The following is a 23,218-nucleotide window of genomic DNA, read 5'->3' on the forward strand; positions in this document are numbered from 1 at the left end:
CTTATGCAACGCACTCGTCTTTCCCTGTTGGTAGGGCTAGCCCTTACGGTGCCCACCGTTCTGCGGGCCCAGAATGAGCTCAGCAATTTCACGGCCACGGGCCGGGGCGGCGTGGCCACCACCTTCGCCACCGACTATCAAGCTATCGGCATCAACCCAGCCAACCTGGGCCGAGTGGGCGGCGCTACCTTCTCCTTTACCTTGGGCGAAGTAGGGGCCGGCTTGGGCTCTCAGTCGCTCACGCGCCAGCAACTGCGCAAGTTCATCTACAATACCCGAGACCAACTCCCGCAGACGGATCGGCTGGAGTTGGCGCGGGCGTTTACTTCCGACAATGCCCTGAACCTAAACGCCGATGCCACCACACTTGGCCTATCAGTGCAGCTGCCGGTGATTGGGGGTATAGCCATCAGCAACCGCGTCCGGACGGCGGGGCACGTTGGCTTGAACCAGAACGCGGCGGAACTGCTGTTTCTGGGGCGCAACGCCCCGATATATACCTCGGCGGGAGCAGGCGGGAACGTGCCGCTGGTGTCGGAGGCGCTGGCGGGTACTGACCTGCAGTTTTCCCTGCTCAACGAGTTCAACTTAGCCTGGGGCACACGCCTGATTGATTTGCCCTTGTTCCAGCTCTCAGCTGGGGCGGGGTACCGCTACATTCAGGGGCTGGGCATTGTGGATATCCGCGTCAAGCCCGGCGACTTACAGGCCTACAGCTCCATGTCGCCACTGTTTGATATCGACTACGGCTCTATTGCTGCTAACCCTAGCTTCAATATCCGGAACGGCAATGGCCTAAAGCCCGTGGGCACCGGCCACGGCTTCGACCTAGGCCTAGCCGCCGAAGCGGGCAAAGCCCTCCGGCTGGGCGTGGCCGTTACCGACATCGGCCACATGGACTGGGAAGGTAACTTGGTAACGGCCAACGACCAGCCTCTCAAGCGCCTCAACTCCAGCGGCGTCGGGACCTACAACTTCATCAAGGAAGCCACCCAAATCTTCGCCGCCGGCACCGATAGCCTCTTTAACTATCAGGCCAGCCAAACCCGCCGCGCTGAGTTGCCCACCAAGCTGCGCGCCGGCGCCGGCCTGCGCATCAGCGAATACTTTGAGGCCGGCCTCGACGTGACGCTGCCCCTCAACAACGTAGCCGGCAACCTGCCCTCCGCCTTCGTGGGCGCCGGCCTCGACTACAAACCCGTGCATTGGCTGCGCCTCAGCAGCGGCCTGACCGGGGGCGCGGGCTACGGCGTGAGCGTGCCGCTGGGCTTTACCCTCACTACCTCGGCCTATGAAGCCGGCATTAGCACCCGCGACGTGATAGGCCTAGTGGCCTCGAAGAACCCCTACGTTTCCGTAGCCGCCGGTTTCCTCCGCTTCAAGTTCGGCGGCCAGTCGCAGTAGGAGGTGATGAGGTGACGGGATAAACCGCAAAACAACACGTCATCCTGACGAAGGAAGGATCTTGTCACGGCAGCACGAGGCGCTAGGCCAGTCGTTCACGCGGGGTAAGATCCTTCCTTCGTCATGATGACGTGCTTGTGTTATCTACTCCCTCATCACCCCGTCACCTCATTACTCCATCACCGTGTTACCTATTCTCAGGCTCTGTGATGAAATTGGGGAGGCCTAGCTTGCTGCGGCGGCCGCCGAGCTTGAGGCCGTTGTCGAGGTAGGTAGCTTTGTCGGAGTTGGGGTTTTGGATGACACCGAGGAAGGGGTTGTCTTCGCGGGCCACGTAGATGTTGCCGTCGGGAGCGCGCTGCAGGGAGCCCACTTTGCGGTTCGCCGATTTACCCACTACCGTGGCTTTGCCGGTTTTCAGGTCGAACTGGAAGATCTGGGCCTCGCCGCCGCCTTCGCCGTTGCTGGAGCCGTAGAGCTTGCTGCCATCGGGCGAGAACTCCACGCCGTAGGCCTCGGGGTAGGGCGCAAACGCCTTCACATTGCTGACTTTGCCGGTCTTGCGGTCAAAGTCGAAAACCTCGTACTTGTTAGCCTCGCGCCATAGGGCCACAGCTAGCTTCTTACCATCGGGCGAGAACTTCATGGCGCCGATAGCGTTGCGGCCGGGGCCGGCGTGCATAGAGCCTACGTTGCTCAGGATGGGCGTGCCCTGCACCCCGTCGGCGGTTACCAGGAAGGTCACGAAGGCGTTGGAGTTCCAGCGGTGGGCCACAATCCAGACGTCGCGGCCATTCTGGTGGCGCACGGCGGCTAGTTTCTCGGCCACGGGCGTAATCAGGAGGGCATTAGCGCGGGGTACGTCGCCGAGGCCGTTGTCGCGGGTCATGTCCACGGTGGAGTAGCGCAGGCCGTTGCCGTTGCCTTGGGCCGCCACCGTAAACACGTAGAACACGTTGCCGCTGCCGGGGTCGGGCACGATGAGCGCACTCTGGGTGCTGGAGTTGGAGCCCATCAGCTTCTTGCCGTTGGGCATCACCTGGTGCTGGCGGTTGAACACAAACTCGCCGTTGGTGTAAAACAGTAACTGACCCTGCTGATTGGTGGCTACTGCCGAGCCCTCGTAGGTGGTCATCTTGCTAGTAAGCAGGGGAGTGGGCGCCCCCCCATCGGCCGGAAAGCTCAACCCAGCCTGCTGGCCAAACAGCCAGATAGACTGCTCCCGCTGGGCAAACGAAGCCACGGCCGGCAACAGTAAAAGCAACAGAAGCGAAAGTCGTTTCATCGAAAAGATAGTGAAAACGCAATGTGCGTTAATGACTCACCCTATAACGCAATTTCGTGCCAGATTTAGGTGATGGGGTGAGGAAGTAATGGGGTGACGAGGTGATGAAGAAGGTGGCCTAGGCCTCTAGGCCGTCATGTCGAGCTTGCCGAGACATCTCGCTTGAACTTCACCTCCAGTCACTCTTTCTCAGGAAAGAAGAGTGAATACCACTACAACGTCAGCACGCGAGATGTCTCGACAAGCTCGACAGGACGGCCTTTTATTCCTGTTTCTGTTTCACCTCATCATCCCCGTTACTTCACTCAGTCACCTTATTACACTTCCCATTCGCCGGCTAGCAGGCGTGGGATGAGGGGGCGAATGATGTTGTAGCTGGCGCCCCAGAGCTTGTAGGCGCCGATGCGGTAGAAGGGTACGCGGCGGGCGCTAGGCCACCCGGGGAGCTGCCATGTCTCCTCAACGTGGGTAGCTTCGTCGGCGAGGTGGAGCAACGGAATCTCCAGCACTTCATCTATTTCGCGGGTTTGCCACTCCCACACTTCCGGCCGACGAATGCGGCCCAAAAACGGGGCAATGCAAAAGCCCGAAAGCACCGGCACCGTGGGTAGGGCCGCGAGTATCTCCACGTTGCCAGGCAGCAGGCTCACTTCCTCATGAGCCTCGCGCATGGCTGTAGCCTGTAGAGAAATATCCTCGGGGTCGCGCTTGCCGCCGGGGAAGGCCAACTGCCCGCCGTGCACGCCAAAAGCTGAGCGGCGCACCATCACAATCTGTACCTGCCCGGCGGCATCGCGGAACACCGGCACCAGCACCGCCGACTCGCGCAAATTTGTAGGAAGTGGAACGTCTGAAATAGAAGGAATAGACATAAGCGCAAAGTACGGGGCCTGCCTTACACAAGAGCTAGGCCACTCGCGTAACAATTGGAACGCCGCAGTTGATTCACGGCAGTACCGGTAGCGGGCACCTGCCTTGGCTATGCAATACGGGCGGGTTACTGCACCGCATAAGAACCACGCTCGGTTATGGTTACGGCAGGCAGCTGGTGGTGGTCGGCGAAGTACTGATAGCCGGGAGCTAGCTCCTGCCAGAAGAGCAAGTGCTTGCTAGCCATGCGAATGGCGAGGTTATCTGCGGAAAGCTCAAACGGAAAAATGTGCACCGGGATGTCCGTTTGGCCGGCCGCGCGGGCTTCTACGGCCAGTACATACAGCTCTCGGATGCCCGCATCGGTGATGGGTAGGCAGCCGATGGTGACGTCGGAGCCGTGGATGAAAATATCCTGACCGGGGTCGTCTAGGCCACTACGCGCAAGGTCGGCGGCATTGGGGTAATCAAGCCCCAGCGACAGATGAAACTGGCTGTTGGGGTTGAAGCGGTTGATGTGGTAGAAGCCCTCGGGTACCTGGCCGTCGCCGGTCTGGCGCTTAGGACCGAGCGTGCCCGAGGTGCCCGCCAGCCGGAATGTGCGCAGCAGCTGGTACTCGCCTTCGCCCTGGTTGCGGCCCCAGGCCTCTACCCGCCGGCCCACCTTCAGGGCCCGGATGAACAGCTCTAGGCGCTCGGGGTCGAGGTGGTGCTCTTGCAGCACAGAATGCATACGGCTACCGGCAAGGGCGTAGGCATCCCGGACGCGGGGGTAACGAAGTTGGTCTTGGCGGAAAGCCGAGTCGGTAGGGGTAGAGGAGGGGAAATAACAGGCCGTGAAGAGGGTAGTGGCCCAGAGCAACAGACGCATGGAGAGAGGGAGTGGCCTAGAGCTGCGCAGCAGGCGCAACCCTGGTAGTAGTAGCCCAACGCTACTAGAATCTGCAAAAGTATAGGAAGTGCTATATTCGGCATCAGGTTTATTTTGTGCCATCAGTCAGGAGGGAGGAGTGAGGCGAGAAGTCACAACTGCACTCTGCTTCGCGGCCAGCATGAGGGTTTGCGGCATCGGTAGCTCATCTGTACCACTTAGCCTGTTGGCTGCGTATGGCAAGTATGCCACAATTCGACCTGTCTGCTCCCGCTTCCTATTCCGATTACGTGCCCGACCTACTTGGGGAAGGCTTCGAACAACTGACCATCACCCCCGACGATTCTCCGGATTATGAAGGTCCGGTAGTGAGCACGTTGGTCCGCCACTTGGCCGAGGGGCCCAGCACCCGCGCTGTGCTCTACGTGCATGGTTTCAATGACTACTTCTTTCAGCGCGAACTGGCCCTGAACTACGGGGCCCACCAGTTCAACTTCTACGCCCTCGATTTGCGCAAGTACGGCCGCTCCATCCGGTCGCACCAGCGCCCCAACAACGTCCGCGACCTGCGTGAGTACTTTCATGACCTCGACGCCGCCCTGGCTCGTGTTCGGGCAGAAGGCAACACCACCATTGTGCTGAGTGGCCACTCTACCGGCGGCCTTATTGTTTCGCTGTACATGTGGTACCGGAAGGCAAAAGCCGGGGTGGCCGCTATGGTGCTTAATAGCCCGTTTCTGGAAATGCATCAGCCCTGGTTGCTGCGGAAATTTGGTATTCCGATGATGAAGCGCCTGGGCGCCCGTTGGCCCGATATGGCCCTGAAAGCTAATCTGTCTCCCATCTACGGGGAAAGCCTGCACCGCTCGTTTCAGGGCGAGTGGGACTACAACCTGGACTGGAAGCCTAACCGCGTGTTCTCCATGAACGCGGGCTGGCTGCGGGCCATCCGATGGGGGCACGCCCAGGTGCGGCGTGCCCTCGGCATTGAGGTTCCCATCCTGGTGCTACACTCCGACCGCACGGCCCGCCGGGGGCATCGGGAAGATGTATTTGAAACGGATGTAGTGCTCAACGTGGCCCACATCCGGGAGCTGGCCCCGTGGTTAGGCACCCGAGTAACGACGCACGCCCTGGAAGGCGCCATCCACGATGTATTTCTTTCCCGGGAAAAAGTGCGCGCCGAAGCCTACCGAGTGCTGTTTGAATGGCTGGGGCGGGTGCTGCCACTACCTACTGCTCAGCTAGGAGTGGCCTAGTTGCGTATGCTGGAGAATGAAACGCATTGCTTACCTACTGCTGGCCGCTTTCACCTTCTTGGCAATGGCTGCGCTGGCCCAACCTTCTGCCCAACCGCTTGCCTCTTGGCTACCCAAGCAGCGCTGGCAAAAGCGCGTGGTATTGCTGTGCGCGCCCACAGCTAGTGAACCGGAGCTGCGGGCCCAGCAGCAACAGTTTGCCGCCGCCGAGGCTGGTATGCAAGAGCGCGATATCGTTGTGCGGGAAGTGTTGTTCGACCAGCTTTCGGCGGCCGATAAGCAGTATGTCACCCAAAAGCTCAGGGTTAACACCACCGGATTTACGCTAGTGCTCCTGGGAAAAGACGGCGGCGTGAAGCGGCGGGAAACGCAGCCCATAACCCCTAAGTCGCTTTTTCAGACCATCGACGTGATGCCCATGCGCCGGGAAGAGGCGCGGGGCACCGGCAAGCCATAAGCTGTGAGCACCGTTGAGCTATAAGTGGGCGGAAGCAGAGCGTTACCTTTGAGTGATATATCTGCTGCCCGCGTGTCTGAGTCTGCTACTATGTATGATGTGCTTCTGGTTGGGGCTGGCCCAGCCGGAACTGCTTGCGCCCTAGCGCTGCGGGATAGTGGCCTACGAGTGGCGCTGGTAGACAAAGCGCAGTTTCCGCGCGATAAAATCTGCGGCGACGCCATCCCGAGCCCTACGCTTAAAGCATTGGCGCGCCTCAACCCCGCGTATGCTACCGAGGTGCTTGCCCTCACGGCAGCCCACCGCGCCGAGGTGGCGCACAGCCGGTTGGTAGCTCCCGCTGGCGCCGAGGTACACATCAGCTGGAAAGCACCTGCCTTTAATAGCCCGCGCCTACACTTCGATGATGCCCTGCTGCAGCTTGTGCGCCGCCACACCAGCACAGAAATACTAGAGAATTGGCCCGTGCAGACTGTAGAAGCTACTCCTGCGCACGTCGCTCTGCGCTCCAGCCGCCCGGAACTGGCGCCGCTTACGGCTCGTTTGGTTATAGGCTGCGATGGGGCCAATTCTGTGGTTGGGCGGCAGCTCGTGCCTTGGCCGCTTGACCGCCGCCGTCACTGTGCCGCCGTGCGCGTCTATTACACGGGTGTGCAGCACGCGCCTGAAACCACCAGCGACTTTTATTTCTTGCGGCGCCATTTGGCTGGCTACTGCTGGGTGTTTCCGGTGGGCAATGGCGTGTATAATGTAGGCTTCGGGATGCTCTCCTCCGACATTGCCCGCGACCAGGTAGACCTGAAACAGGTTCTGCGGCAGTTGCTGTCGGAGCACCCTGGCCTAGCTCCCCGGTTTCGGGAGGCCCGGCCACTGGGCAAGATCCAGGGCTTTGGGTTGCCGTTGGGCGGTTCGGCTAGGCCACTCACGGGCCCCCGGGCCCTGCTCTGCGGCGACGCAGCCGCCCTGATAGACCCCATGCAAGGCCACGGTATTGACAAGGCCGTGCAGAGCGGAATGTTGGCGGCCGAGCACGCCAAGCGCTGTTTTCAGCAGAATAATTTCAGCCCGGCCGCTTTGCACCTTTACACCGACGAGGTGCAGCGTCGGATTGGCCGGCCCCTGCGCCAGCGCTACCGCCTGATGCGGCTGCTGGCGGTGCGCCCCTGGCTGGTTGATGCGCTGCTGCTGCTGGCCCGTGTACCGTGGCTGGAGCGGGCCTTCGTGAAAGCCATCGGCTAAAAGGATTTTTAACTTTATGTAGCTCAACACGTTCTTACTACTAGGCCTTACCTGGGCCAGCCCACTCTGTCCTTGCTGACTCGCTCTGCCATATCACTCTCGCTGCGCGTGGCGCTGCTGCTGGCCTTCTGGCTGGGTGGCTTGGCGTGCCCGGCTCCGGCGTGGGCGCCGCACCCCGGCAACCCCCGGGCTGAGCTGACGATTGGGCACCAACCTAACAAACCCGATTTTCAGTTTTCAGCGGCCGCTCTGCTAGAGCAAGCCGCCCTATTGCCGGCCGTTCCGCAAGTGCCCGCCGTGCTGGTCGCAAGTGGCCTACCACCCGTAATGCTGACCTGGGCCCGCCCCGTGTGGCCCTCGGCCGTAGGCCTGCTAACCGAAATACGGCCCTGCGCCCTGCCCGATCTGTTTCGGGTGCGCCTGTTGCTCACGGCTGTTGCGCCCAACGCTCCGTAACTATACCCTGGTTTATTGCTGTGTATGCGGGGTGGCCCACCTAGGTTAACGCCAGGCCACGCCGCGTTTGCACTGGGGTAGTGCCTAGTGCCCTGTAATCTGACAAGGGCGTTTTCTACGAAGTTTAAGTTAAGTGTATGTTTTTGCAGCAACTGTTGTTTGAGCGCAACAAACGAGTACCCGGCGAGGAAGCTCCTCTGCCAACCGGACCCCTACCCGAATTTCCGGCCGATGCGCTGAGTGCCGCCCGGCGTCGGGTGCGGCGGGGGCTATTGCAGGTCGGGATGATTGTGGCGGGTATTTTTTCGGCCGCCCTGGGGCTGAAAGGGTTTTTGTTGCCGAATGAGTTTATTGATGGCGGGGTAACGGGTATTTCCTTGTTGCTCAACCAGCTGACGGGTCTCTCCTTATCGGCGCTAATCGTGATTATCAATATCCCCTTCATCATTATGGGGTATTATCAACTGGGGAAAGGCTTTGCGCTGCGCACTCTGGCGGCTATTCTGGGGCTCGCCCTGGTTCTGCTCGTAATTTCCTTCCCGGTTATTGCCACCGATAAGCTGCTGATTGCCGTGTTCGGGGGCTTTTTCCTGGGGGCTGGCATTGGCTTGGCTATCCGGGGAGGGGCCGTGCTCGATGGTACCGAGATTCTAGCCGTGTATATCAGCAAGAAGACGCCACTTAGTGTCGGCGACATTGTGCTGGTTATCAATATCATGATCTTCGGGGTAGCGGCTTTGCTGTTGTCCATTACCACGGCTCTGTACTCTATTCTGGCGTACCTGGCGGCGGCCAAAACCATGGACTTCATCATCGAAGGAATTGAGGAGTACACCGGCGTCACCATTATCTCGCAGCACTCCGACGAAATCCGGCGTATGATTACCGAGAAGCTGGGCCGGGGCGCTACCCTCTACATGGGCAAGCGCGGCTTCGGCAGCCGGGGCGAGCAGCTTGAGTCGCTCGACATCATTTTCACGCTGGTAACCCGCTTGGAAGTGTCCCGCCTCACCGACGAAATTGACCGCCTCGATCCGCAGGCGTTTGTGGTGATGAGCAGCGTGCGCGACACCAAGGGTGGCCTAGTGAAGCGCCGACCCCTCCACTAGTCCTCTAGCAATTGCTAAAGCCCCGCTGAATTCTCAACAGACGAGAACTCAGCGGGGCTTCTTCGTGAGCAACAAGTGGCCTAGCCGATGCTCCGGATAACGCCGCCATCAACGCGCACAGAAGCGCCATTAGTAGCCGAGGCCAACGGGCTGGACAAGTACACTACCATGTTGGCTACTTCGTCGGTGGTGGCGAAGCGCTGCAGGAGAGAAGAGGGGCGGGCGTCGCGGAAGAACTCATGCTCAGCTTCTTCGGGCGTTTTGCCTTCGGCAGACAGCTTGCCAATAAACTCCTGCACTCCCTCCGAAGCCGTAGGGCCCGGCAGCACTGAGTTTACCGTCACGTTAGTGCCTTTTGTCAGCTCCGCTAGGCCACGTGCTACGGCCAGCTGCGCCGTTTTGGTGGTGCCGTAATGAATCATTTCCTCCGGAATCTGCAGGCCCGATTCGCTGGAAATGAAAATGATGCGGCCCCAGTTTTTAGCCAGCATCTGTGGGAAATAGTGGCGCGAAAGGCGTACCCCGCTCATTACATTTACCTCAAAAAAGCGCAGCCAGTCCTCATCCGGAATTTCCGTGAAAGGCTTGGGGTCGAAGATGCCCACGTTGTTGACCAGAATATCCACGCTGGCTACTTCGCGCAGCAGGGCGGCTACCTCTTCGGGCTTGCCAAAGTCAACGGCCACGCCGCGCACGTTAGCCTGCGGCACGGCCTCTTGAATAGTAGCCCGAGCCTCTTGGATGCGCGCTTCCGTGCGGCCCGTGATGATGATATGTGCGCCCTCGGCGGCCAGGCCGCGGGCAATTGCCAAGCCAATGCCGCCCGTAGAGCCCGTTACGAGGGCCACTTTGCCGGTCAGTTGTAAGTCCATAGTTGAATGGTCAGATTAAAATCGATTCTCTGTGTAACCCACAAAGCCGAATTTTGTCTTAGGTGGACTTTAGTGAACTAGGCAGAGTACAGCCGATGGCCAGAACTGCCCTAGGCCACTGCAGCAAGCTACCGCTGGGCAGCCGGCCGGAAATCGGGGTTGAAGTTGAGGCTGATTTGCAGGGTATGGTTCTGCTCGAATACCACACCATCATCGTGCTGCACGGTCTGGTGCAGGTAGCTGGTTTCTACCCCCAGGGCGTCGGTAATCTGGTAGCCTAGGCCACCATAGAGCCGGTTCTGGTTGAACACGTTAGCCCCCACGTTGCGGCCATAGCTGATGAAGATTTCATCGGAGGCCAGGGCATAGAGCGTGCCGGCCTCCACCTTGGGGCGGGTGAGCGGAAACTGCAACTGCAGCCGGTAGCGGGAACGGTGCTGCAGGGCGTAGGCTGCCTCCCCAGGTCCCCGTAGCCAGCGTAAGTCTTGGGTATAGCGGTGCGCCAGCGCAAGGCGCCCAAGCGAGCTTTCCAGCTCAGCCCGCACAAAGGCCCGCCGCTCGTGGCTGCGGCCCGCTTCGGGGTAGTCACCGTAGGGAAGGGAGAGTAGGTACACGTAACCGCCCGTTACTAGCACTTGCTCGGTGGCGTGATAGTTCAGCCCCGTCCGGTAGAAGTACTGCTGCGGGTCTCGGAGGCCGTGGGTGCGACGATACTGAAATTCGGTATGCAAGCCCCAGCGCCGTGTAAGGCGGGCGTCGCTGAAGTAGGCCAGCCAAGCGTTGTGGTTGCGGTCGGTAATGCGCTCGGGCGGAGTAGCTTGGGCCAGCACGCTACCTGGCAGGAGCCCCACCAGCCACACCCACCCCCTAAACTGCGAAGAAGTTAACACGCATTGGCTAACGAAAAGTTGAACCGAACGGATGTGCCACACTCAAAACAACCCATTCGCTAGTGGCCTAGCAGTAGCACGGTGTCGTTTCCGCCAGTACGTTCAGGGCATGGGCCGGCAGCTTGCGTGACAACCTAAGACAGACGCTTTAATGGGATTATAATACTGTTTTAATCCCATTGTAATCCGCATTTAATGTGCTTATAAGGTCCTTTTAACTAGTGCTTAATTTCTCGCACTAGGGGTATAGATATATTTGTGTAGTACATAACTTCTAAAGAGTTAGAGGGAGTTTGCTCGGGTGATTGGCCGCGTAAAACAGTAGGTTTCGCCCTTTCTGATCCTTTAGTACTCAATGGCGCTTCATGCGTGGTGCCACACCCTCCAAATCTGCAGGGCTTCATCTGTTGCGCTTACCCGCATTCTTTCGCTAGGCCTAGTGGCTAAGCGTGGTATTCTCTTGTATTTGGTTAATAGTATTTATATGAGTAAACAACCTGGTGCTTCTCGTTTTGTGGACTTCTCGTACTTCAAAAACGACTTGCAGGGTGGCTTTGTCTCGTTCTTGGTAGCGGTGCCCCTGTGTTTGGGCATTGCGCTAGCCTCGGGGGCACCCCTGTTTGCGGGCATCATTGCGGGCATAGTGGGCGGGCTGGTAATAGGGGCGCTGAGCAAGTCGGCGCTAAGCATTTCGGGGCCCGAGGCCGGCCTGATTCTGGTGGTAGTGAGTGCACTAGAGTCGTTAGGTTCGTTTGGGGCACTACAGGTGGCGCTGTGCGTGGCCGGATTAATGCAGATTGTGCTGGGCATTGCAAGGGCCGGCATCATCAGCAATTTCATTCCTTCGGCCGTGATTAAGGGCATGCTGGCTGCAATCGGCATCATCCTGATCATGAAACAGCTTCCCCACTTGCTAGGCTACGATGCTGATGCGGCCGAGACCCTGGCCCTGTTCCCCAAAACCGGCTCGACCATTATGGCCCTGCTTGAAGCGGCCGTTCATCACATTCAGCCTACTGGCCTAGGCATTGCGGTGCTGGCCCTGGCGGTGCTGGTGCTCTGGGAACAGTCTTTCATCAAACAGCACCCAGTGTTTTCCAAGGTGCCCGGGGCCCTGATTGTGGTGGTGCTGGGCGTGCTGGTAAACCAGCTGGTGCTGGCCCTGAACCCTGCGTTGGCCCTCAGGGGTACCCACCTGGTGCAACTGCCGGTGGTATCGAGCGCCGCCGACTTCCAGAACCTGTTTACTCTACCCGATTTCAGCCAGCTGACCAATGCTAAGGTGTATCTGGCTGCTGTGTCTATTGCCCTTGTGGCTAGTCTGGAGGCGCTACTCTCCATTGAAGCTACCGATGCGCTGGACCCGCTCAAGCGCAAAACCCCTACCAACTGGGAGCTGAAAGCCCAGGGCGTGGGCAACCTGGTGAGTGGCCTGCTGGGTGGCCTACCCGTTACCTCCGTTATTGTGCGCAGCTCCGTGAGCCTGAATGCCGGCGCCCGCACCAAGCTGGCCGCTCTGCTGCACGGTACCTTCCTGCTGATCAGTGTGCTGCTCTTCCCAAAGCTGCTAAACATGGTGCCCTGGGCCGCCCTGGCTGCTATCCTGCTCGTGACGGGCTATAAGCTGGCGCGCGTGAGTGTGTTTAAGGAGCAGTTCAAGGGTGGTATTACGGAGTATGTGCCCTTTCTGGCGACGATTGTGGCCATTTTGGTCACCGACCTGCTAATCGGTATTGGGATTGGGGCGGCTGTGGGTATGTTCTTTATCTTGCGGGAGAGTTACCGCAACGCCCACTTTTTCGAGCATAAGAAGGTAGATGGGCGCGACAAAATCCGGATCAGCCTCGGCGAGCATGTGTCGTTTCTGAACAAGGCCAGTATCCTGACCGTGCTCAAGGACATTCCCGAAAATGCCACCCTGGAAATCGACGGCACCAACTCCGCCTTCATTGACCGCGACATTCTCAGTGCCATCGAGCACTTCCGCGACACGGCCCGGCAGCGCAACATTCAGGTGGTGTTTCTGCGCAAAGGCGACGACTACACCCAGGCCCTGGCTGAACAACGCCGCGTGAGTGAGCCCGAAGCCGAGTTTGAGGCTTACTACAAGCTGTTTAACAATGACCGGAACTGGGTAAGTCAGAAGCTGATGAATACCCGCCACCCCGGCGCCGAGCCAACAACCGAAGACGCTCCTAAATTTCTGTTCATTGGGTGCTGCGACAGCCGCGTGCCCGCCAGCGAAATAATCGGGACGGCCCCGGGCGAGGTATTTGTGCACCGCAACGTGGCCAACCTGGTGGTCAGCACCGATCTGAACCTGATGTCGGTGCTGGAGTACGCCGTAGACGTGCTGGGCGTAGAGCACATTGTGGTGTGCGGGCACTATGGCTGCGGCGGCGTGCAAGTAGCCATGGAAAGCCCCGAAAATAGCCTGCTCACCAGCTGGCTCGGCAATGTGCGCGAAGTAATGCAGCGCTACCGCACCGAGCTGGAGGCCCTAGAAACCGACGAGGAACGCTACCGTCGCCTCGTGGAGCTGAACGTGATTGAGCAGGTGTATAACCTCTACCAGACCAACGCTGTGCTGCAGGCGCGGCAGCAGCGCCGCCCGCTGCACATCCACGGCTGGGTATACGACTCGCACGCCGGCCGCATCCAGGACTTGCAGGTAGATACCAGCCGCGACTTTGCCGAGTACGAAACCACGCTGCGCTACCACCTGCGCCCCGATGGCTTAACCCGCCTCAATGGCACGCTGCACCAGCCCCCGGCCATTTACTCCATCTTGGCTCACAATACCGGCGGCCCCATCATTGCCATTCCGCCCCTGCGCGGCGACGCGCCGCTGGGCACTCCGTAAAAATCACTTTTGAGGGGAAGTGATACCAAGGCCGAGCCAGTAGCTCGGCCTTGGTGCGTTAGTGGCCTAGGCTATGTAGAATAAGGTTAAGGAGAATCCTGTTGACCCTAGGATAAAGCAGAAGCTCTTGTGTAGCTGCCTGCACAGACAGCCTAGGCCAGGTGGCAACGGGTACTCCCGAGTGCTCCGTGTAAGACGAGCTGTTCAGGCGGGCTAATCCATTTTTCGGCATCGTCGTAGTATGTACGAACTTGTTTTACCCCGTACTGCTGCTCCTATGGACTTTACCTCTGCCCGGCCCGAAGACTTACTGATTGATGCTGCCCGCAATGGCGACGTGGCCCACCTCCGGGAACTCCTGGCCAGCGGCCTCGACGTGAACCTGCAAAACGGCAAAGGCTTTACGCCCCTGATTGTGGCTGCCTATGATGATCAGGTAGAAGCCACGCGCCTCTTACTGGAGGCCGGCGCCGACCCCAACGTGCAGGATGCTTCCGGCAACACCGCCCTGATGGGCGTCAGCTTCAAGGGTTACCCCGAGGTGGCACGTCTGCTCATTGAGCACGGCGCCCAGCTGGATGTGCAAAACGGCAACGGCGGCACGGCCCTCATGTTTGCCACCCTCTTTGGCCGCAACAACATTTTGCCGGTGCTGCTGCAAGCTGGTGCCGACATCAACGTGAAAGACGTGCGCGGCCTGACGGCCCCCGACCTGGCCGTGCAACAGGGCAACACGGAGGCCCTCCGAATTTTTGATGAGCACTTCGGCCGCAAGGCCTAGGCCACTTTGGTCACCCTACTAGGCCTTTGGTCGGGGTGGCGTCGTCAAGTTCTTTTTATTGTATCAACCCTTAACGCCTAACGCTTATGGACCGCGGAAATACATACGCCTCGTACGCTTACGCCTTGTTGCGCATAGTAGTGGGCCTGCTTTTTGCCATGCACGGCAGCCAGAAACTGTTGGGGTTCCCCGGCGGCGACGGCACGACCGTAGAACTTGCCTCGCTCATGGGTGTGGCGGGTATTATTGAATTGGTAGGCGGGCTCCTGATTCTGGTGGGCTTCCTGACGCGTCCGGCGGCCTTTATTGCCAGCGGCACCATGGCGGTGGCCTACTTCATGGCTCACGCGCCCCAGCACGCCTTGCCCATCGTGAACAAGGGCGAACTAGCAGTAGTATTCTGCTTCGTGTTCCTCTACATCGCAGCCCAAGGGGGAGGAGTGTGGAGCGTTGATAACGCCATGCGTCGGCGCAGCCCGGCTACGGTAGGCGCCTAGACCTATTAAACTTACCACATGCAAAACGGCCGGACATAAGTCCGGCCGTTTTGCATGTGGGCTACTTCGCCCAAGGGTGGTTGCTGTCAAAGAGCAGAAACCCCACCTGGAAGATGTACTGATTCGTGCTCTGTCGATACGCGTAGGTGTTGTTGTCGAAGCGCAGCTGCCGCGTGTAAGGCGTGAGGCTGCCCTCACAACGGAATCCCAGATCAAAGCGCCAGAGTTGCACCCCTACGCCCACCTGGCCTAGCACCTGCACCCGCTCAGTGCTGGCATACAAGCTATTGTAGGCAGCAACCCAGCTCTCCGTTGAAGTGCTTATCGCCTTTTCCCGCTCGTGTCGGGCTACCACCGGGCCGGCTACCACATAAAATTTGTCAGTTATATGGTAACCCGCCAGGGCCCCAACCTCTAAGCGGCGAATCCAGGGAGCATAGTAGAAGGTGCCTTTGGGAAACTGTACCTCGTATTGGTTGCCCAGTACCTTAGTATAGGCTGCTTCTGGCTGAACAAAAAAGCGTCCTTGTCTAAGGCCTACCCGTGCGTACACACTAACCCGGTTGCCGGTATCATCTTCCCGGGCCTGGTCGGTGTGAGTAAGAACGGTGGTGCTACCTAGGGTCAGCTCGCGTTGTGTTGCCCAGGTTTGGTTAATGTTGAAACTGCCCGCCACGCCTACGGCTTGCAGTTGCTGAGCGTGGGCGGTGAACATGGGCACTAGGCCTGCCAGCAGCGCACCCGATAACAGAATAAAGGTTTTCTGCATGTAAGAAGAATATAAAGAGGAAGGAGAATAGATACGCGCGTTGCCGATAGCCCTGCCTAGGCCACTACGGCAACTATAGTTTACCTCAACAAGAAGTAAAAAATATAGCACCTATCTAATGCAGCCCCTCCAGAAAGGTAGCCTTATGCCCTGATTTTGCATAGCCGGGCGGTTCAGCCTGACGTATTGAGAGATACGACCACCATTCTGAACTTACCGACCCTATGAAACTCAAACCCCTGAAACAACAAACCATCGTCATTACGGGCGCTACCAGCGGTATTGGCTTGGCCACCGCCCGCATGGCCGCCGAGCGTGGCGCCAAACTGGTGCTGGCTGCCCGCAGCGAAGCCGACTTACATCACGTAGGCGCTGAACTCAGCCACAAAGGTGCCCAGGTAGTTACCGTAGCCGCCGATGTAGCCAGCGTATCCGACATTGAGCGGATTGCCGCTACCGCCAAGGAGCGCTTCGGCGGCTTCGATACCTGGATTAATAACGCCGCGGCCTCCATCTGGGGCCGCTTGGAGGAGGTCAGCCACGAGGACAACCACCGGATGTTTGAGACCAACTTTTGGGGTGTGGTCTATGGCTCCCTAACGGCCGTGAAGCACCTCAAAAAGAAAGGCGGCGCGCTCATCAACCTGGGCAGCGTGGCTTCTGACATTGCCTTTCCGCTCCAGGGCATGTACTCGGCTAGTAAACACGCCATTAAGGGCTTCACTGATGCGCTGCGTATTGAGCTGGAAGAGGAGGGGGCCCCTATTTCCGTCACGCTCATCAAACCGGCGGCCATTAACACACCTTTCCCTCAGCACGCCCGCAACTACATGGACAAGGAGCCCAAGCTACCCCCACCCGTGTACGAGCCCGAGGAAGTAGCCAACGCCATTGTGCACGCCGCCGAGCACCCCGAGCGCGACGTATACATTGGGGGCGGCGGGAAGATGTTCAGCACCATGAACAAGCACTTCCCCAAGACCATGGACTTCATGAACGCCAAGGCCACTATGAAAATGCAGGCCCGCGACGAGCCCCCGCGCAACCCTGCCGGCTCGCTGCACGGCCCCTACGTGCGCGACGGTAAAGTGCACGGCGACCATCCTGGCTACGTCATGAAAAAGAGCCTTTACACCCGCGCCAGCCTGCACCCCGTCATCACGGGAGCTTTTGCGGCGCTAGCGGGTGGTGTGCTGGTGGCCCTGCTTTCTGGCAGAAATGGTAGCTCTGAGGTAGCAGACGAAAATGAAAGCGCCAACGAGTAACAGCCCGCTAGGCCACTAAAACAAACGCCTCCCGTTGCAAGAAGCAGCGGGAGGCGTTGTTGCGTTTGGGCCCGGTAAACTCAGGCGCCTTAACTACATGGTTAGGTCAGGGGCTGCCAGGGCTGCTCTACCACGGCGGCGGTATTTTTGGAGAGAAAGTCGTTATAGAGTTGTTCGGCGGGGCCCTGGCCTAGCAGTGGGGCACCCTCGGTAGGCAGCACCAGTAGCAGGGCATCGGCGGACAGGCCTAGGCGGTTGCGCAGGTACTGCTCCAGGGCATTTGGCTGTTGCACATAGCCTCTTGCAGCTTCACTACGGTGAGGGGCTGATTGTTGTGTTCAATGCGCGCTACTACGCCCGCGGGGCCCGTGGCGAAGGTATCGGTGTCGTTTTTCATGAAAGAAGTTCAGTAGGTGGAGCTACCTATACGCACCTCGCCGGACAACCGCCAATGTTTACCGTAGGCCAGTCAGCTCCAACGTTTCTCCGGCTTTAAAGTGTGCACTACTACGCCCGTGGCAGGAGGGAGGTGAATGCGCAGCTGCTCCGGCGTGCCCACGAAGGAGCCCAGAAGCTGAAGTTGAGTTGGGCTGGGCATAGCAGGGAAGCAGCGGAAAATGCGGCATTAAGCTACCGATTGGCGCATCCCCGCTAAAGAGGTGCTTAGTAAAAATGGAAAGCCCTATATTTGCAGCAGGTTAACCCTAACCGTACTCCAATGGAAATCACTGAGTAGAGATAATAATGGCGCCCCAGCCGCATTCTGTAACGCACAGAATGAAGACCGCGGGCTTGAAATGTCCAGTTATCCGTCAGGCTGCTTGTTCCTGGCCAAACTCAGTTTGCATGTAATCCATTTAGTGGCCTAGGCCTGTTTCGCGTCCTCTTTTTCCAGACAACTTAACGGCTGACCTGCGCAGTTGTGGCGTTGCGCGTAGCCGGCTACGTCAACTTCCTGCTGCTCTGATGCTGTTTGGGCGTACGTGTCTGCTGCTGGTAGGGGCTTTGCCATGAAGAGCTATAGCCTAGGTCTGTTTCTTCAGTCCCATTTCAGGGCGGTGGCTTCGTGTCATTTTTCAAGACAAGCTCCTGCTGTCTGGTATCTCCCCATCATCTTATTGTTTTTCTATATGAGTATCATAGCTACAGGGCTTACCTATGCCCATCCCGATAAAGAAATCCTGTTCCAGCACCTGCAGCTATCCATCCCGAAAGGAGGCAAGGCCTCTATCGTCGGGAATAATGGCGTCGGAAAATCCACTTTATTACAACTTCTGGCTGGCCGGCTGCCGCCTACCGCCGGCGAAGTCACGTTGCCGGAAAGGCCCTACTACGTGCCTCAGCACCTAGGCCAGTACGATGACCATACCGTGGCGCAGGCGTTGGGCGTAGCGGAAAAGCTGCAGGCCCTGCAAGACATTCTCGCCGGGGAGGCCAGCCCGGAAAACTTCACCGTGCTCAACGACGACTGGGACCTGGAGGAGCGCGTGCAAGCAGCTCTGGCGTTCTGGCACCTGCCGCACCTGCACCTCGCGCAGCCCTTGCGGGAGCTAAGCGGCGGAGAGAAAACCAAGGTATTTCTGGCCGGCGCCCTGATTCACGCCCCGGAAATCATTCTGCTTGATGAGCCTTCCAACCACCTCGACGCCGAAAGCCTCCAGCTGCTGTACACCTTCATCCGGCGTAGTAAGGCCACCGTTCTGGTCGTCAGCCACGACCGAACCCTGCTGAACCTACTGGATCTTACGCTCGAGCTAACGCCAACTGCCCTTGAGGCCTACGGGGGTAACTACACGTTCTACCGCGAGCAAAAAGACGCCAAGCTAGCGGCCCTGCACGCCCAGCTAGAGGACCGGGAAAAGACCCTGCGCCAGGCCCAACAAACGGCCCGCGACGTAGCCGAGCAGCGCCACAAGCAGGAGGCACGTGGCAAGGCACAGGGCCAGAAGAAAGCCCTGCCCCGCATTGTGGCCGGAAGCCTGAAGAGCAAAGCCCAGCAAAGCTCCGCCCAGCTCAAAGAAGCCCACACCGATAAAATCAACGGCATTGCCCAAGACGTGAAGCACCTCCGGACCCAACTGCAGGAGCAGCAACTCCTGAAGATCGACCTGGCCAAATCAGACCTGCACCGGGGCAAAACGCTGGTAGAGGCCCGGGCCATCAACTTCAGCTACGGGGAGCAGCCGCTGTGGCCCGCGCCGCTGACGTTTCAGGTGCGCTCCGGCGAGCGGGTGCGCCTGGCCGGCCGCAACGGCGCGGGCAAATCAACGCTGCTGCACCTTATGACCGGGGCTCTGAAGCCTACCTCGGGAGAGATATTCGTGGCCGATTTCGACTACTTCTACATCGATCAGGACTACTCCCTGCTGGATAATGACCTGACGGTGTTTGAGCAAGTGCAGCGCTTCAATTCCCGCGGCCTGTTAGAGCACGAGCTGAAAACGGTGCTCCACTACCAACAATTTCCCCGCGAAGCCTGGGACCGGAGCTGCGCCGACCTCAGCGGTGGCGAGAAACTGAAGCTACTGCTCTGCTGCCTCATCGTGCGCAATAACGCCCCCGATGTGCTCATCCTCGACGAGCCGACTAACAACCTCGATGTGCACAGCCAAGAAGTGCTTACTGCCACGGTAAAGGACTTCGGCGGTTCCATCTTGTTAATTTCTCACGATCAGTATTTCGTAGATGCTATTGGGGTAGACGTCACGATAGAACTGGCCTAGCCTACTCAAGTCATAGACTAAAGCTAAAAACTAGTTCCCCTCCTCAGATGAGGAGGGGGTAGGGGTGGTTGACCGCCCATTGAACATCTTCTAACATTAGATTTTAGTTTTAGTATCGTTCTAGGCCACTTCAACCACCCCTAGCCCCTCCTTATCTGAGGAGGGGAACTAGCCTCTAGCACACAACCTGCTATTCTAAGACAGCTTCTCAGCCGGTAACAACTCACCGGTAATTGTCAGCAGCACTTCGGTCAAGGGTTCAAAGCTGGTTATTTCCTCCACATGGGCCAGGGGGCGGAGGCTGGCGGTGCGGTTGAGCCAGATGGGGCGAATGCCCACTTCCAGTGCGCCCACCACGTCGGCGTGCCAGTTGTCGCCGACCATTACGGTTTCATCGGGGCGACTGTGCAGGCGGGCTAAGGACTCCTGAAAAATGCGCGGGTTGGGCTTGAGCACACCTACTTCTTCGGAGGTAATGAGGGCATCTACCAGATGCGTCATGCCCAGGTGCTGAAGCTTCTCCTGCTGCTCGGCTAGGCGGTTGTTGGTCAATATCCCAATTTTGTAGTGAGGCTTTAGCGCTTCCAGCAGCGGTACTGCCCCCGCAATGGGGTGGCGAAGGCGCTGGTAGTGGCTGTAGTGCTGCTGCACAAAGTCGGCCAGAGCGGCATCGGTGCGGGTTGCCCCGTAGGGCGCCAGCAACCGCTGAAACCGCAACCGGCGGCCCTCTTCGTGGGTGTACTCCCCAGCCATCACCCGCGGATGCATTTCCTCCAGTATCTCGCTGTACTGCTGGTACAACGTCTCCAGGTCAGTGCCCGCAAACTCAGGTAGCCCGGCGGTGCTGGTTGCCAAGGCGGCCCGGGCGGTATTGGCGTGGTCGAACAGGGTGTCGTCTAAATCGAAGAGGACAGTGGTTACGGGCATGGGATAAGGCTTCGGCTGCATAGCAACCGCAAATAGGGAAAGAAATGGCAGGCTGTAACCACAACCGGCCCGCTAGGGGCGGGCCGGTTGGCAAAGGCAAGTTTAGCAAGTTCTGGCGAGGCCAGTTCTAGCATAAGGCTGAGCTAGTGCCAGAAGGGGTAATGTATAGGCCTAGCTCAGGACTTAAGCAGGTTGTCCTACGGTCCAGCCGGCACGCGGAACGGCTGGGCGCGTAGGCCCTTGGATAAGGCGGTCGGCTACGGCCCCGGTCACGAAGGCGTAAATACCTTTATGAATCAGGTCAATGGTTTGCTCGTCGCGGGGCCAGGTCCAGGGTGGGGCACCCACGCCGGTGGCATTTTCCAGGGTCTGGTCGTTAAGCAAGCGCAGATTCATGAACAGAAACGAGCCGACGGACCCGCGCAGCACACCCGCGGCCATGAGGCCCCGCACCGCCCCCAGCAGAATACCCTGTCCCCAGTGCATGGTATGGTTAAGCACCAAGCGCTCCTCATCGGGCCGATGCGGTAGGCCTAGCACGCGCTCCAGGGTGTGGGCGGGCACGTAGGAGTTGGGGCGGCGGGTAAATTGCTGCTCTATTTTTTCGGCGAGGGTCATAGCGGCCACGCCAGCCGCCCCCGCCACCAAGCCCCAAAGAGCCGCCTGTGTCTTCTTCATAACTGATTACGTGTAAGCGCCGACTGGGCCGGGCATCTGGTAGAAAAGCCCGACGCCAACATCACACAGACGTTGGCGTCGGGTTTCTGGGCTTACGCTCCTCAGGATGAGTGGTTTTAGACGAGCTTCCTGGCCTATAGCCTTCTGCTTATTGCCAACCGGGGCGGTAGTCGCGCTTCACGAAACGATTCACATCGTCGAAGTTCGTGACGCGAAGCTGTTTCGGGTCCCAGGTCAGCTCAATGCCACGGCCGGGGTAGTCTACGCCAGGGCCGGTAGTTTTTGGCCGCTGCAAATCGTAGCCCCGGATGGCCAGGTTGGCCATGAGCAGGGCCTCCGTGAGCGGGCCGGCCGTTTCGAAGGGGGCGCTGACGTAGTGGTTGCCGTGCCCGGCGATGCAGGCTTCTACCCACTGGGCGTAGTGGCCCTCGGCCCCACCGGGCACGCGGGCCTGAGTTTGCTTCACTTTCACTTCCTGGTTGCGGGAAAGCGGCAGCAGGCGCGGATCGGCGGCATAGGTGCTGGCCATCATCTTGCCCTTCTTGCCCACAAACAAAATGCCGTTGCCCCCGTCGCCGAACAGCTCGTTGGGGCCGAGCTCATCCGGCCGCTCGGGCTGAATGCCCCCGTCCATCCAGTGTACGGTAACTTCCTGCTTGTTCTTTTTGGTGGCCGGGAACGTCAGCACAACGTGGCTCGAAGGCGGGCAGCTCTCGGGGAAGTAGCCGCGCTTAAACTCATCCACATACACGCTGCCCACGCTGGCCTGCACGGAGCTGGCGTATTCCAGGCCCAGTACCCGGAAAGGCGCTTCCAGCAGGTGGCAGCCCATGTCGCCGAGGGCGCCGGTGCCGTACTCCCACCAGCCCCGCCAGTTGAAGGGCACCAGCTTATCCACGTAGGGGCGGAAGGGCGCCGTGCCCAGCCACAGGTCCCAGTCAAGTTCCGGGGGCACGCCGGAAGCCGGCGAGGGCCAGGCAATGCCCTGGGGCCACACGGGGCGGTCGGTCCAGCAGTACACGGTGTGCACCTTCCCGATAAGGTTGGCATCGTACCACTCCTGCAGCTGCCGCACCCCGTCGCCGGAGGCACCCTGGTTGCCCATCTGCGTGACTACGGGGTAGCGCTTGGCGGCCTCGGTGAGGGCGCGGGCTTCGTAAAGGTCGTGGGTGAGGGGCTTCTGCACGTACACGTGCTTGCCTAGCTGCATGGCGGCCAGCGTAACGGCCGCGTGGTTGTGGTCGGGCGTAGCCACTGATACGGCATCGAAGTTCTTGGCTTCCTTGTCGAGCAGCTGGCGCCAGTCTTTGTAATACTTGGCCTGCGGAAACGCCTGTCTCGACTTAACTGCCCGGCGGTCGTCTACGTCGCAGAGGTAGCCGATGCGCGCTTTCCCGGATTTGGCAAAGGAGGCCAGGTCGCTTTCGCCCTTGCCGCCCACGCCCACGCCCGCAATTACGAGCTGGTCGCTGGGGGCGGTGTAGCCTTTGCCGCCCAGCACGAAGCGCGGGACAATCATGAATGTGGCCGCGGCCGCGGCGCTCTGCTTGATAAATTCGCGCCGGGAGGGTAGGGGCGTGGTCTGGCTCATAGAGAAATGGGAATAGTATCGAAACACGCGCCAGCTGGCGGGCGGCGGGGCAGGCGGGCCCGCGTGTCTCTTGGGCCCGTATAGAATAAGGAGCCTTAAGGTAGACAAATCAGGCAGATAGCCTACTGCTGCGCACATAATTTGCCTCTAGATGCCGAGTGCAGTTGGTCTAGGCCTCTCGCAGTTTCCAGCCGTAGTGGCCTAGGCCAGGTGGGTATGACTAAACAGACTACCCGGCTGAACGGAGCTAAGGCATTTCTACCTCTAATCAACATCAATTGTACGCGGAAAGCGGTTTGGTGCTAAGTCGAGGCCTGTGGTTGGCTCTTGCCAGTACTGCTGTCGTTTGCTGCGCCGTGAGGCTCCGTGCTAGGCCACCTGCTCCGCGTTGGGCCGTGAATTCTACCGTATT

23 protein-coding genes are annotated in these 23,218 nt (G+C 59.2%); 11 read left to right on the plus strand and 12 right to left on the minus strand.

Going from position 1 to position 23,218, the window contains the following annotated elements; all coding sequences use genetic code 11:
• Positions 1 to 3: 3 nt before the first annotated feature.
• On the plus strand, positions 4 to 1,404 hold the full coding sequence (locus EU556_RS05740; RefSeq protein ID WP_135431892.1) for a DUF5723 family protein: 1,401 nt from the start codon (positions 4 to 6) through the stop codon (positions 1,402 to 1,404).
• Between the two features lie 187 nt (positions 1,405 to 1,591).
• Here EU556_RS05740 and EU556_RS05745 read toward each other — a convergent pair whose 3' ends face one another.
• From EU556_RS05745 to EU556_RS05755, 3 genes are all read right to left on the minus strand, one after another.
• Complete coding sequence (locus tag EU556_RS05745; protein WP_135431893.1) at positions 1,592 to 2,689, minus strand: YncE family protein; 1,098 nt, start codon at positions 2,687 to 2,689, stop codon at positions 1,592 to 1,594.
• A 317-nt stretch (positions 2,690 to 3,006) separates the two neighbouring features.
• Positions 3,007 to 3,561 (minus strand): NUDIX hydrolase, encoded by a 555-nt coding sequence (locus EU556_RS05750; RefSeq protein WP_135431895.1) that lies wholly within the window; start codon positions 3,559 to 3,561, stop codon positions 3,007 to 3,009.
• A 125-nt stretch (positions 3,562 to 3,686) separates the two neighbouring features.
• Positions 3,687 to 4,430, minus strand: a complete 744-nt coding sequence (locus tag EU556_RS05755; RefSeq protein WP_135431897.1) for a L,D-transpeptidase family protein — start codon at positions 4,428 to 4,430, stop codon at positions 3,687 to 3,689.
• Positions 4,431 to 4,675: 245 nt separating this feature from the next.
• On the opposite strand from EU556_RS05755, the gene EU556_RS05760 reads away from it, so the two are divergent.
• The 5 genes from EU556_RS05760 to EU556_RS05780 all read left to right on the plus strand — a co-directional run bounded on the left by EU556_RS05760 (position 4,676) and on the right by EU556_RS05780 (position 8,950).
• Positions 4,676 to 5,689, plus strand: coding sequence for an alpha/beta hydrolase (locus EU556_RS05760; RefSeq protein WP_167855473.1), 1,014 nt, complete (start codon positions 4,676 to 4,678; stop codon positions 5,687 to 5,689).
• Between the two features lie 16 nt (positions 5,690 to 5,705).
• Positions 5,706 to 6,146: a DUF4174 domain-containing protein gene (locus EU556_RS05765; RefSeq protein ID WP_135431901.1), complete on the plus strand. Its 441-nt coding sequence runs from the start codon at positions 5,706 to 5,708 to the stop codon at positions 6,144 to 6,146.
• Between the two features lie 72 nt (positions 6,147 to 6,218).
• Entirely contained in the window at positions 6,219 to 7,385 is a 1,167-nt protein-coding gene (locus EU556_RS05770; RefSeq protein ID WP_135431903.1) for an NAD(P)/FAD-dependent oxidoreductase, read from the plus strand.
• Positions 7,386 to 7,457: 72 nt separating this feature from the next.
• Complete coding sequence (locus EU556_RS05775) at positions 7,458 to 7,841, plus strand: hypothetical protein (RefSeq protein WP_135431904.1); 384 nt, start codon at positions 7,458 to 7,460, stop codon at positions 7,839 to 7,841.
• Between the two features lie 137 nt (positions 7,842 to 7,978).
• On the plus strand, positions 7,979 to 8,950 hold the full coding sequence (locus EU556_RS05780; RefSeq protein WP_135431906.1) for a YitT family protein: 972 nt from the start codon (positions 7,979 to 7,981) through the stop codon (positions 8,948 to 8,950).
• 80 nt (positions 8,951 to 9,030) lie between these two features.
• Here the strand turns inward: EU556_RS05780 and EU556_RS05785 are convergent, their stop codons facing one another.
• Both EU556_RS05785 and EU556_RS05790 read right to left on the minus strand, forming a co-directional pair.
• Positions 9,031 to 9,822: an SDR family NAD(P)-dependent oxidoreductase gene (locus EU556_RS05785; RefSeq protein ID WP_135431908.1), complete on the minus strand. Its 792-nt coding sequence runs from the start codon at positions 9,820 to 9,822 to the stop codon at positions 9,031 to 9,033.
• Between the two features lie 128 nt (positions 9,823 to 9,950).
• Complete coding sequence (locus EU556_RS05790) at positions 9,951 to 10,712, minus strand: DUF2490 domain-containing protein (RefSeq protein WP_167855474.1); 762 nt, start codon at positions 10,710 to 10,712, stop codon at positions 9,951 to 9,953.
• A gap of 484 nt (positions 10,713 to 11,196) precedes the next feature.
• On the opposite strand from EU556_RS05790, the gene EU556_RS05795 reads away from it, so the two are divergent.
• The 3 genes from EU556_RS05795 to EU556_RS05805 all read left to right on the plus strand — a co-directional run bounded on the left by EU556_RS05795 (position 11,197) and on the right by EU556_RS05805 (position 14,853).
• Positions 11,197 to 13,575, plus strand: a complete 2,379-nt coding sequence (locus EU556_RS05795) for a SulP family inorganic anion transporter (RefSeq protein WP_135431912.1) — start codon at positions 11,197 to 11,199, stop codon at positions 13,573 to 13,575.
• Between the two features lie 277 nt (positions 13,576 to 13,852).
• Positions 13,853 to 14,356: an ankyrin repeat domain-containing protein gene (locus EU556_RS05800; protein ID WP_135431914.1), complete on the plus strand. Its 504-nt coding sequence runs from the start codon at positions 13,853 to 13,855 to the stop codon at positions 14,354 to 14,356.
• Between the two features lie 86 nt (positions 14,357 to 14,442).
• Positions 14,443 to 14,853 carry a DoxX family protein gene (locus EU556_RS05805; protein ID WP_135431916.1) on the plus strand — a complete coding sequence of 137 codons (411 nt, stop codon included), beginning with the start codon at positions 14,443 to 14,445 and terminating at the stop codon, positions 14,851 to 14,853.
• 61 nt (positions 14,854 to 14,914) lie between these two features.
• Here the strand turns inward: EU556_RS05805 and EU556_RS05810 are convergent, their stop codons facing one another.
• Positions 14,915 to 15,622 (minus strand): hypothetical protein, encoded by a 708-nt coding sequence (locus EU556_RS05810; RefSeq protein WP_135431918.1) that lies wholly within the window; start codon positions 15,620 to 15,622, stop codon positions 14,915 to 14,917.
• Between the two features lie 224 nt (positions 15,623 to 15,846).
• On the opposite strand from EU556_RS05810, the gene EU556_RS05815 reads away from it, so the two are divergent.
• Entirely contained in the window at positions 15,847 to 16,887 is a 1,041-nt protein-coding gene (locus EU556_RS05815; protein ID WP_135431920.1) for an SDR family oxidoreductase, read from the plus strand.
• Between the two features lie 101 nt (positions 16,888 to 16,988).
• Here the strand turns inward: EU556_RS05815 and EU556_RS05820 are convergent, their stop codons facing one another.
• The 3 genes from EU556_RS05820 to EU556_RS26625 form a co-directional block, all read right to left on the minus strand.
• Complete coding sequence (locus tag EU556_RS05820; protein ID WP_135431922.1) at positions 16,989 to 17,180, minus strand: hypothetical protein; 192 nt, start codon at positions 17,178 to 17,180, stop codon at positions 16,989 to 16,991.
• The gene (locus EU556_RS25985) at positions 17,135 to 17,284 is read right to left on the minus strand and encodes a hypothetical protein (RefSeq protein ID WP_167855475.1); all 150 of its coding nucleotides are present in this window, start codon (positions 17,282 to 17,284) and stop codon (positions 17,135 to 17,137) included. Before EU556_RS25985 ends, EU556_RS05820 begins: the two co-directional genes overlap by 46 nt.
• A 72-nt stretch (positions 17,285 to 17,356) precedes the next feature.
• Positions 17,357 to 17,485, minus strand: a complete 129-nt coding sequence (locus EU556_RS26625) for a hypothetical protein (protein WP_262709636.1) — start codon at positions 17,483 to 17,485, stop codon at positions 17,357 to 17,359.
• Positions 17,486 to 18,017: 532 nt separating this feature from the next.
• Here EU556_RS26625 and EU556_RS05825 point away from each other — a divergent pair.
• Positions 18,018 to 19,610 (plus strand): ABC-F family ATP-binding cassette domain-containing protein, encoded by a 1,593-nt coding sequence (locus EU556_RS05825; RefSeq protein WP_135431924.1) that lies wholly within the window; start codon positions 18,018 to 18,020, stop codon positions 19,608 to 19,610.
• Between the two features lie 195 nt (positions 19,611 to 19,805).
• Here the strand turns inward: EU556_RS05825 and EU556_RS05830 are convergent, their stop codons facing one another.
• From EU556_RS05830 to EU556_RS05840, 3 genes are all read right to left on the minus strand, one after another.
• Positions 19,806 to 20,537, minus strand: coding sequence for an HAD family hydrolase (locus tag EU556_RS05830; protein ID WP_167855476.1), 732 nt, complete (start codon positions 20,535 to 20,537; stop codon positions 19,806 to 19,808).
• A 183-nt stretch (positions 20,538 to 20,720) separates the two neighbouring features.
• The gene (locus tag EU556_RS05835) at positions 20,721 to 21,215 is read right to left on the minus strand and encodes a hypothetical protein (protein WP_210116224.1); all 495 of its coding nucleotides are present in this window, start codon (positions 21,213 to 21,215) and stop codon (positions 20,721 to 20,723) included.
• Positions 21,216 to 21,363: 148 nt separating this feature from the next.
• Entirely contained in the window at positions 21,364 to 22,806 is a 1,443-nt protein-coding gene (locus tag EU556_RS05840; RefSeq protein WP_135431928.1) for a Gfo/Idh/MocA family protein, read from the minus strand.
• Positions 22,807 to 23,218: the final 412 nt, after the last annotated feature.

This window comes from Hymenobacter fodinae, from assembly GCF_004745825.1.
GTDB classification, from domain to species: domain Bacteria; phylum Bacteroidota; class Bacteroidia; order Cytophagales; family Hymenobacteraceae; genus Hymenobacter; species Hymenobacter fodinae.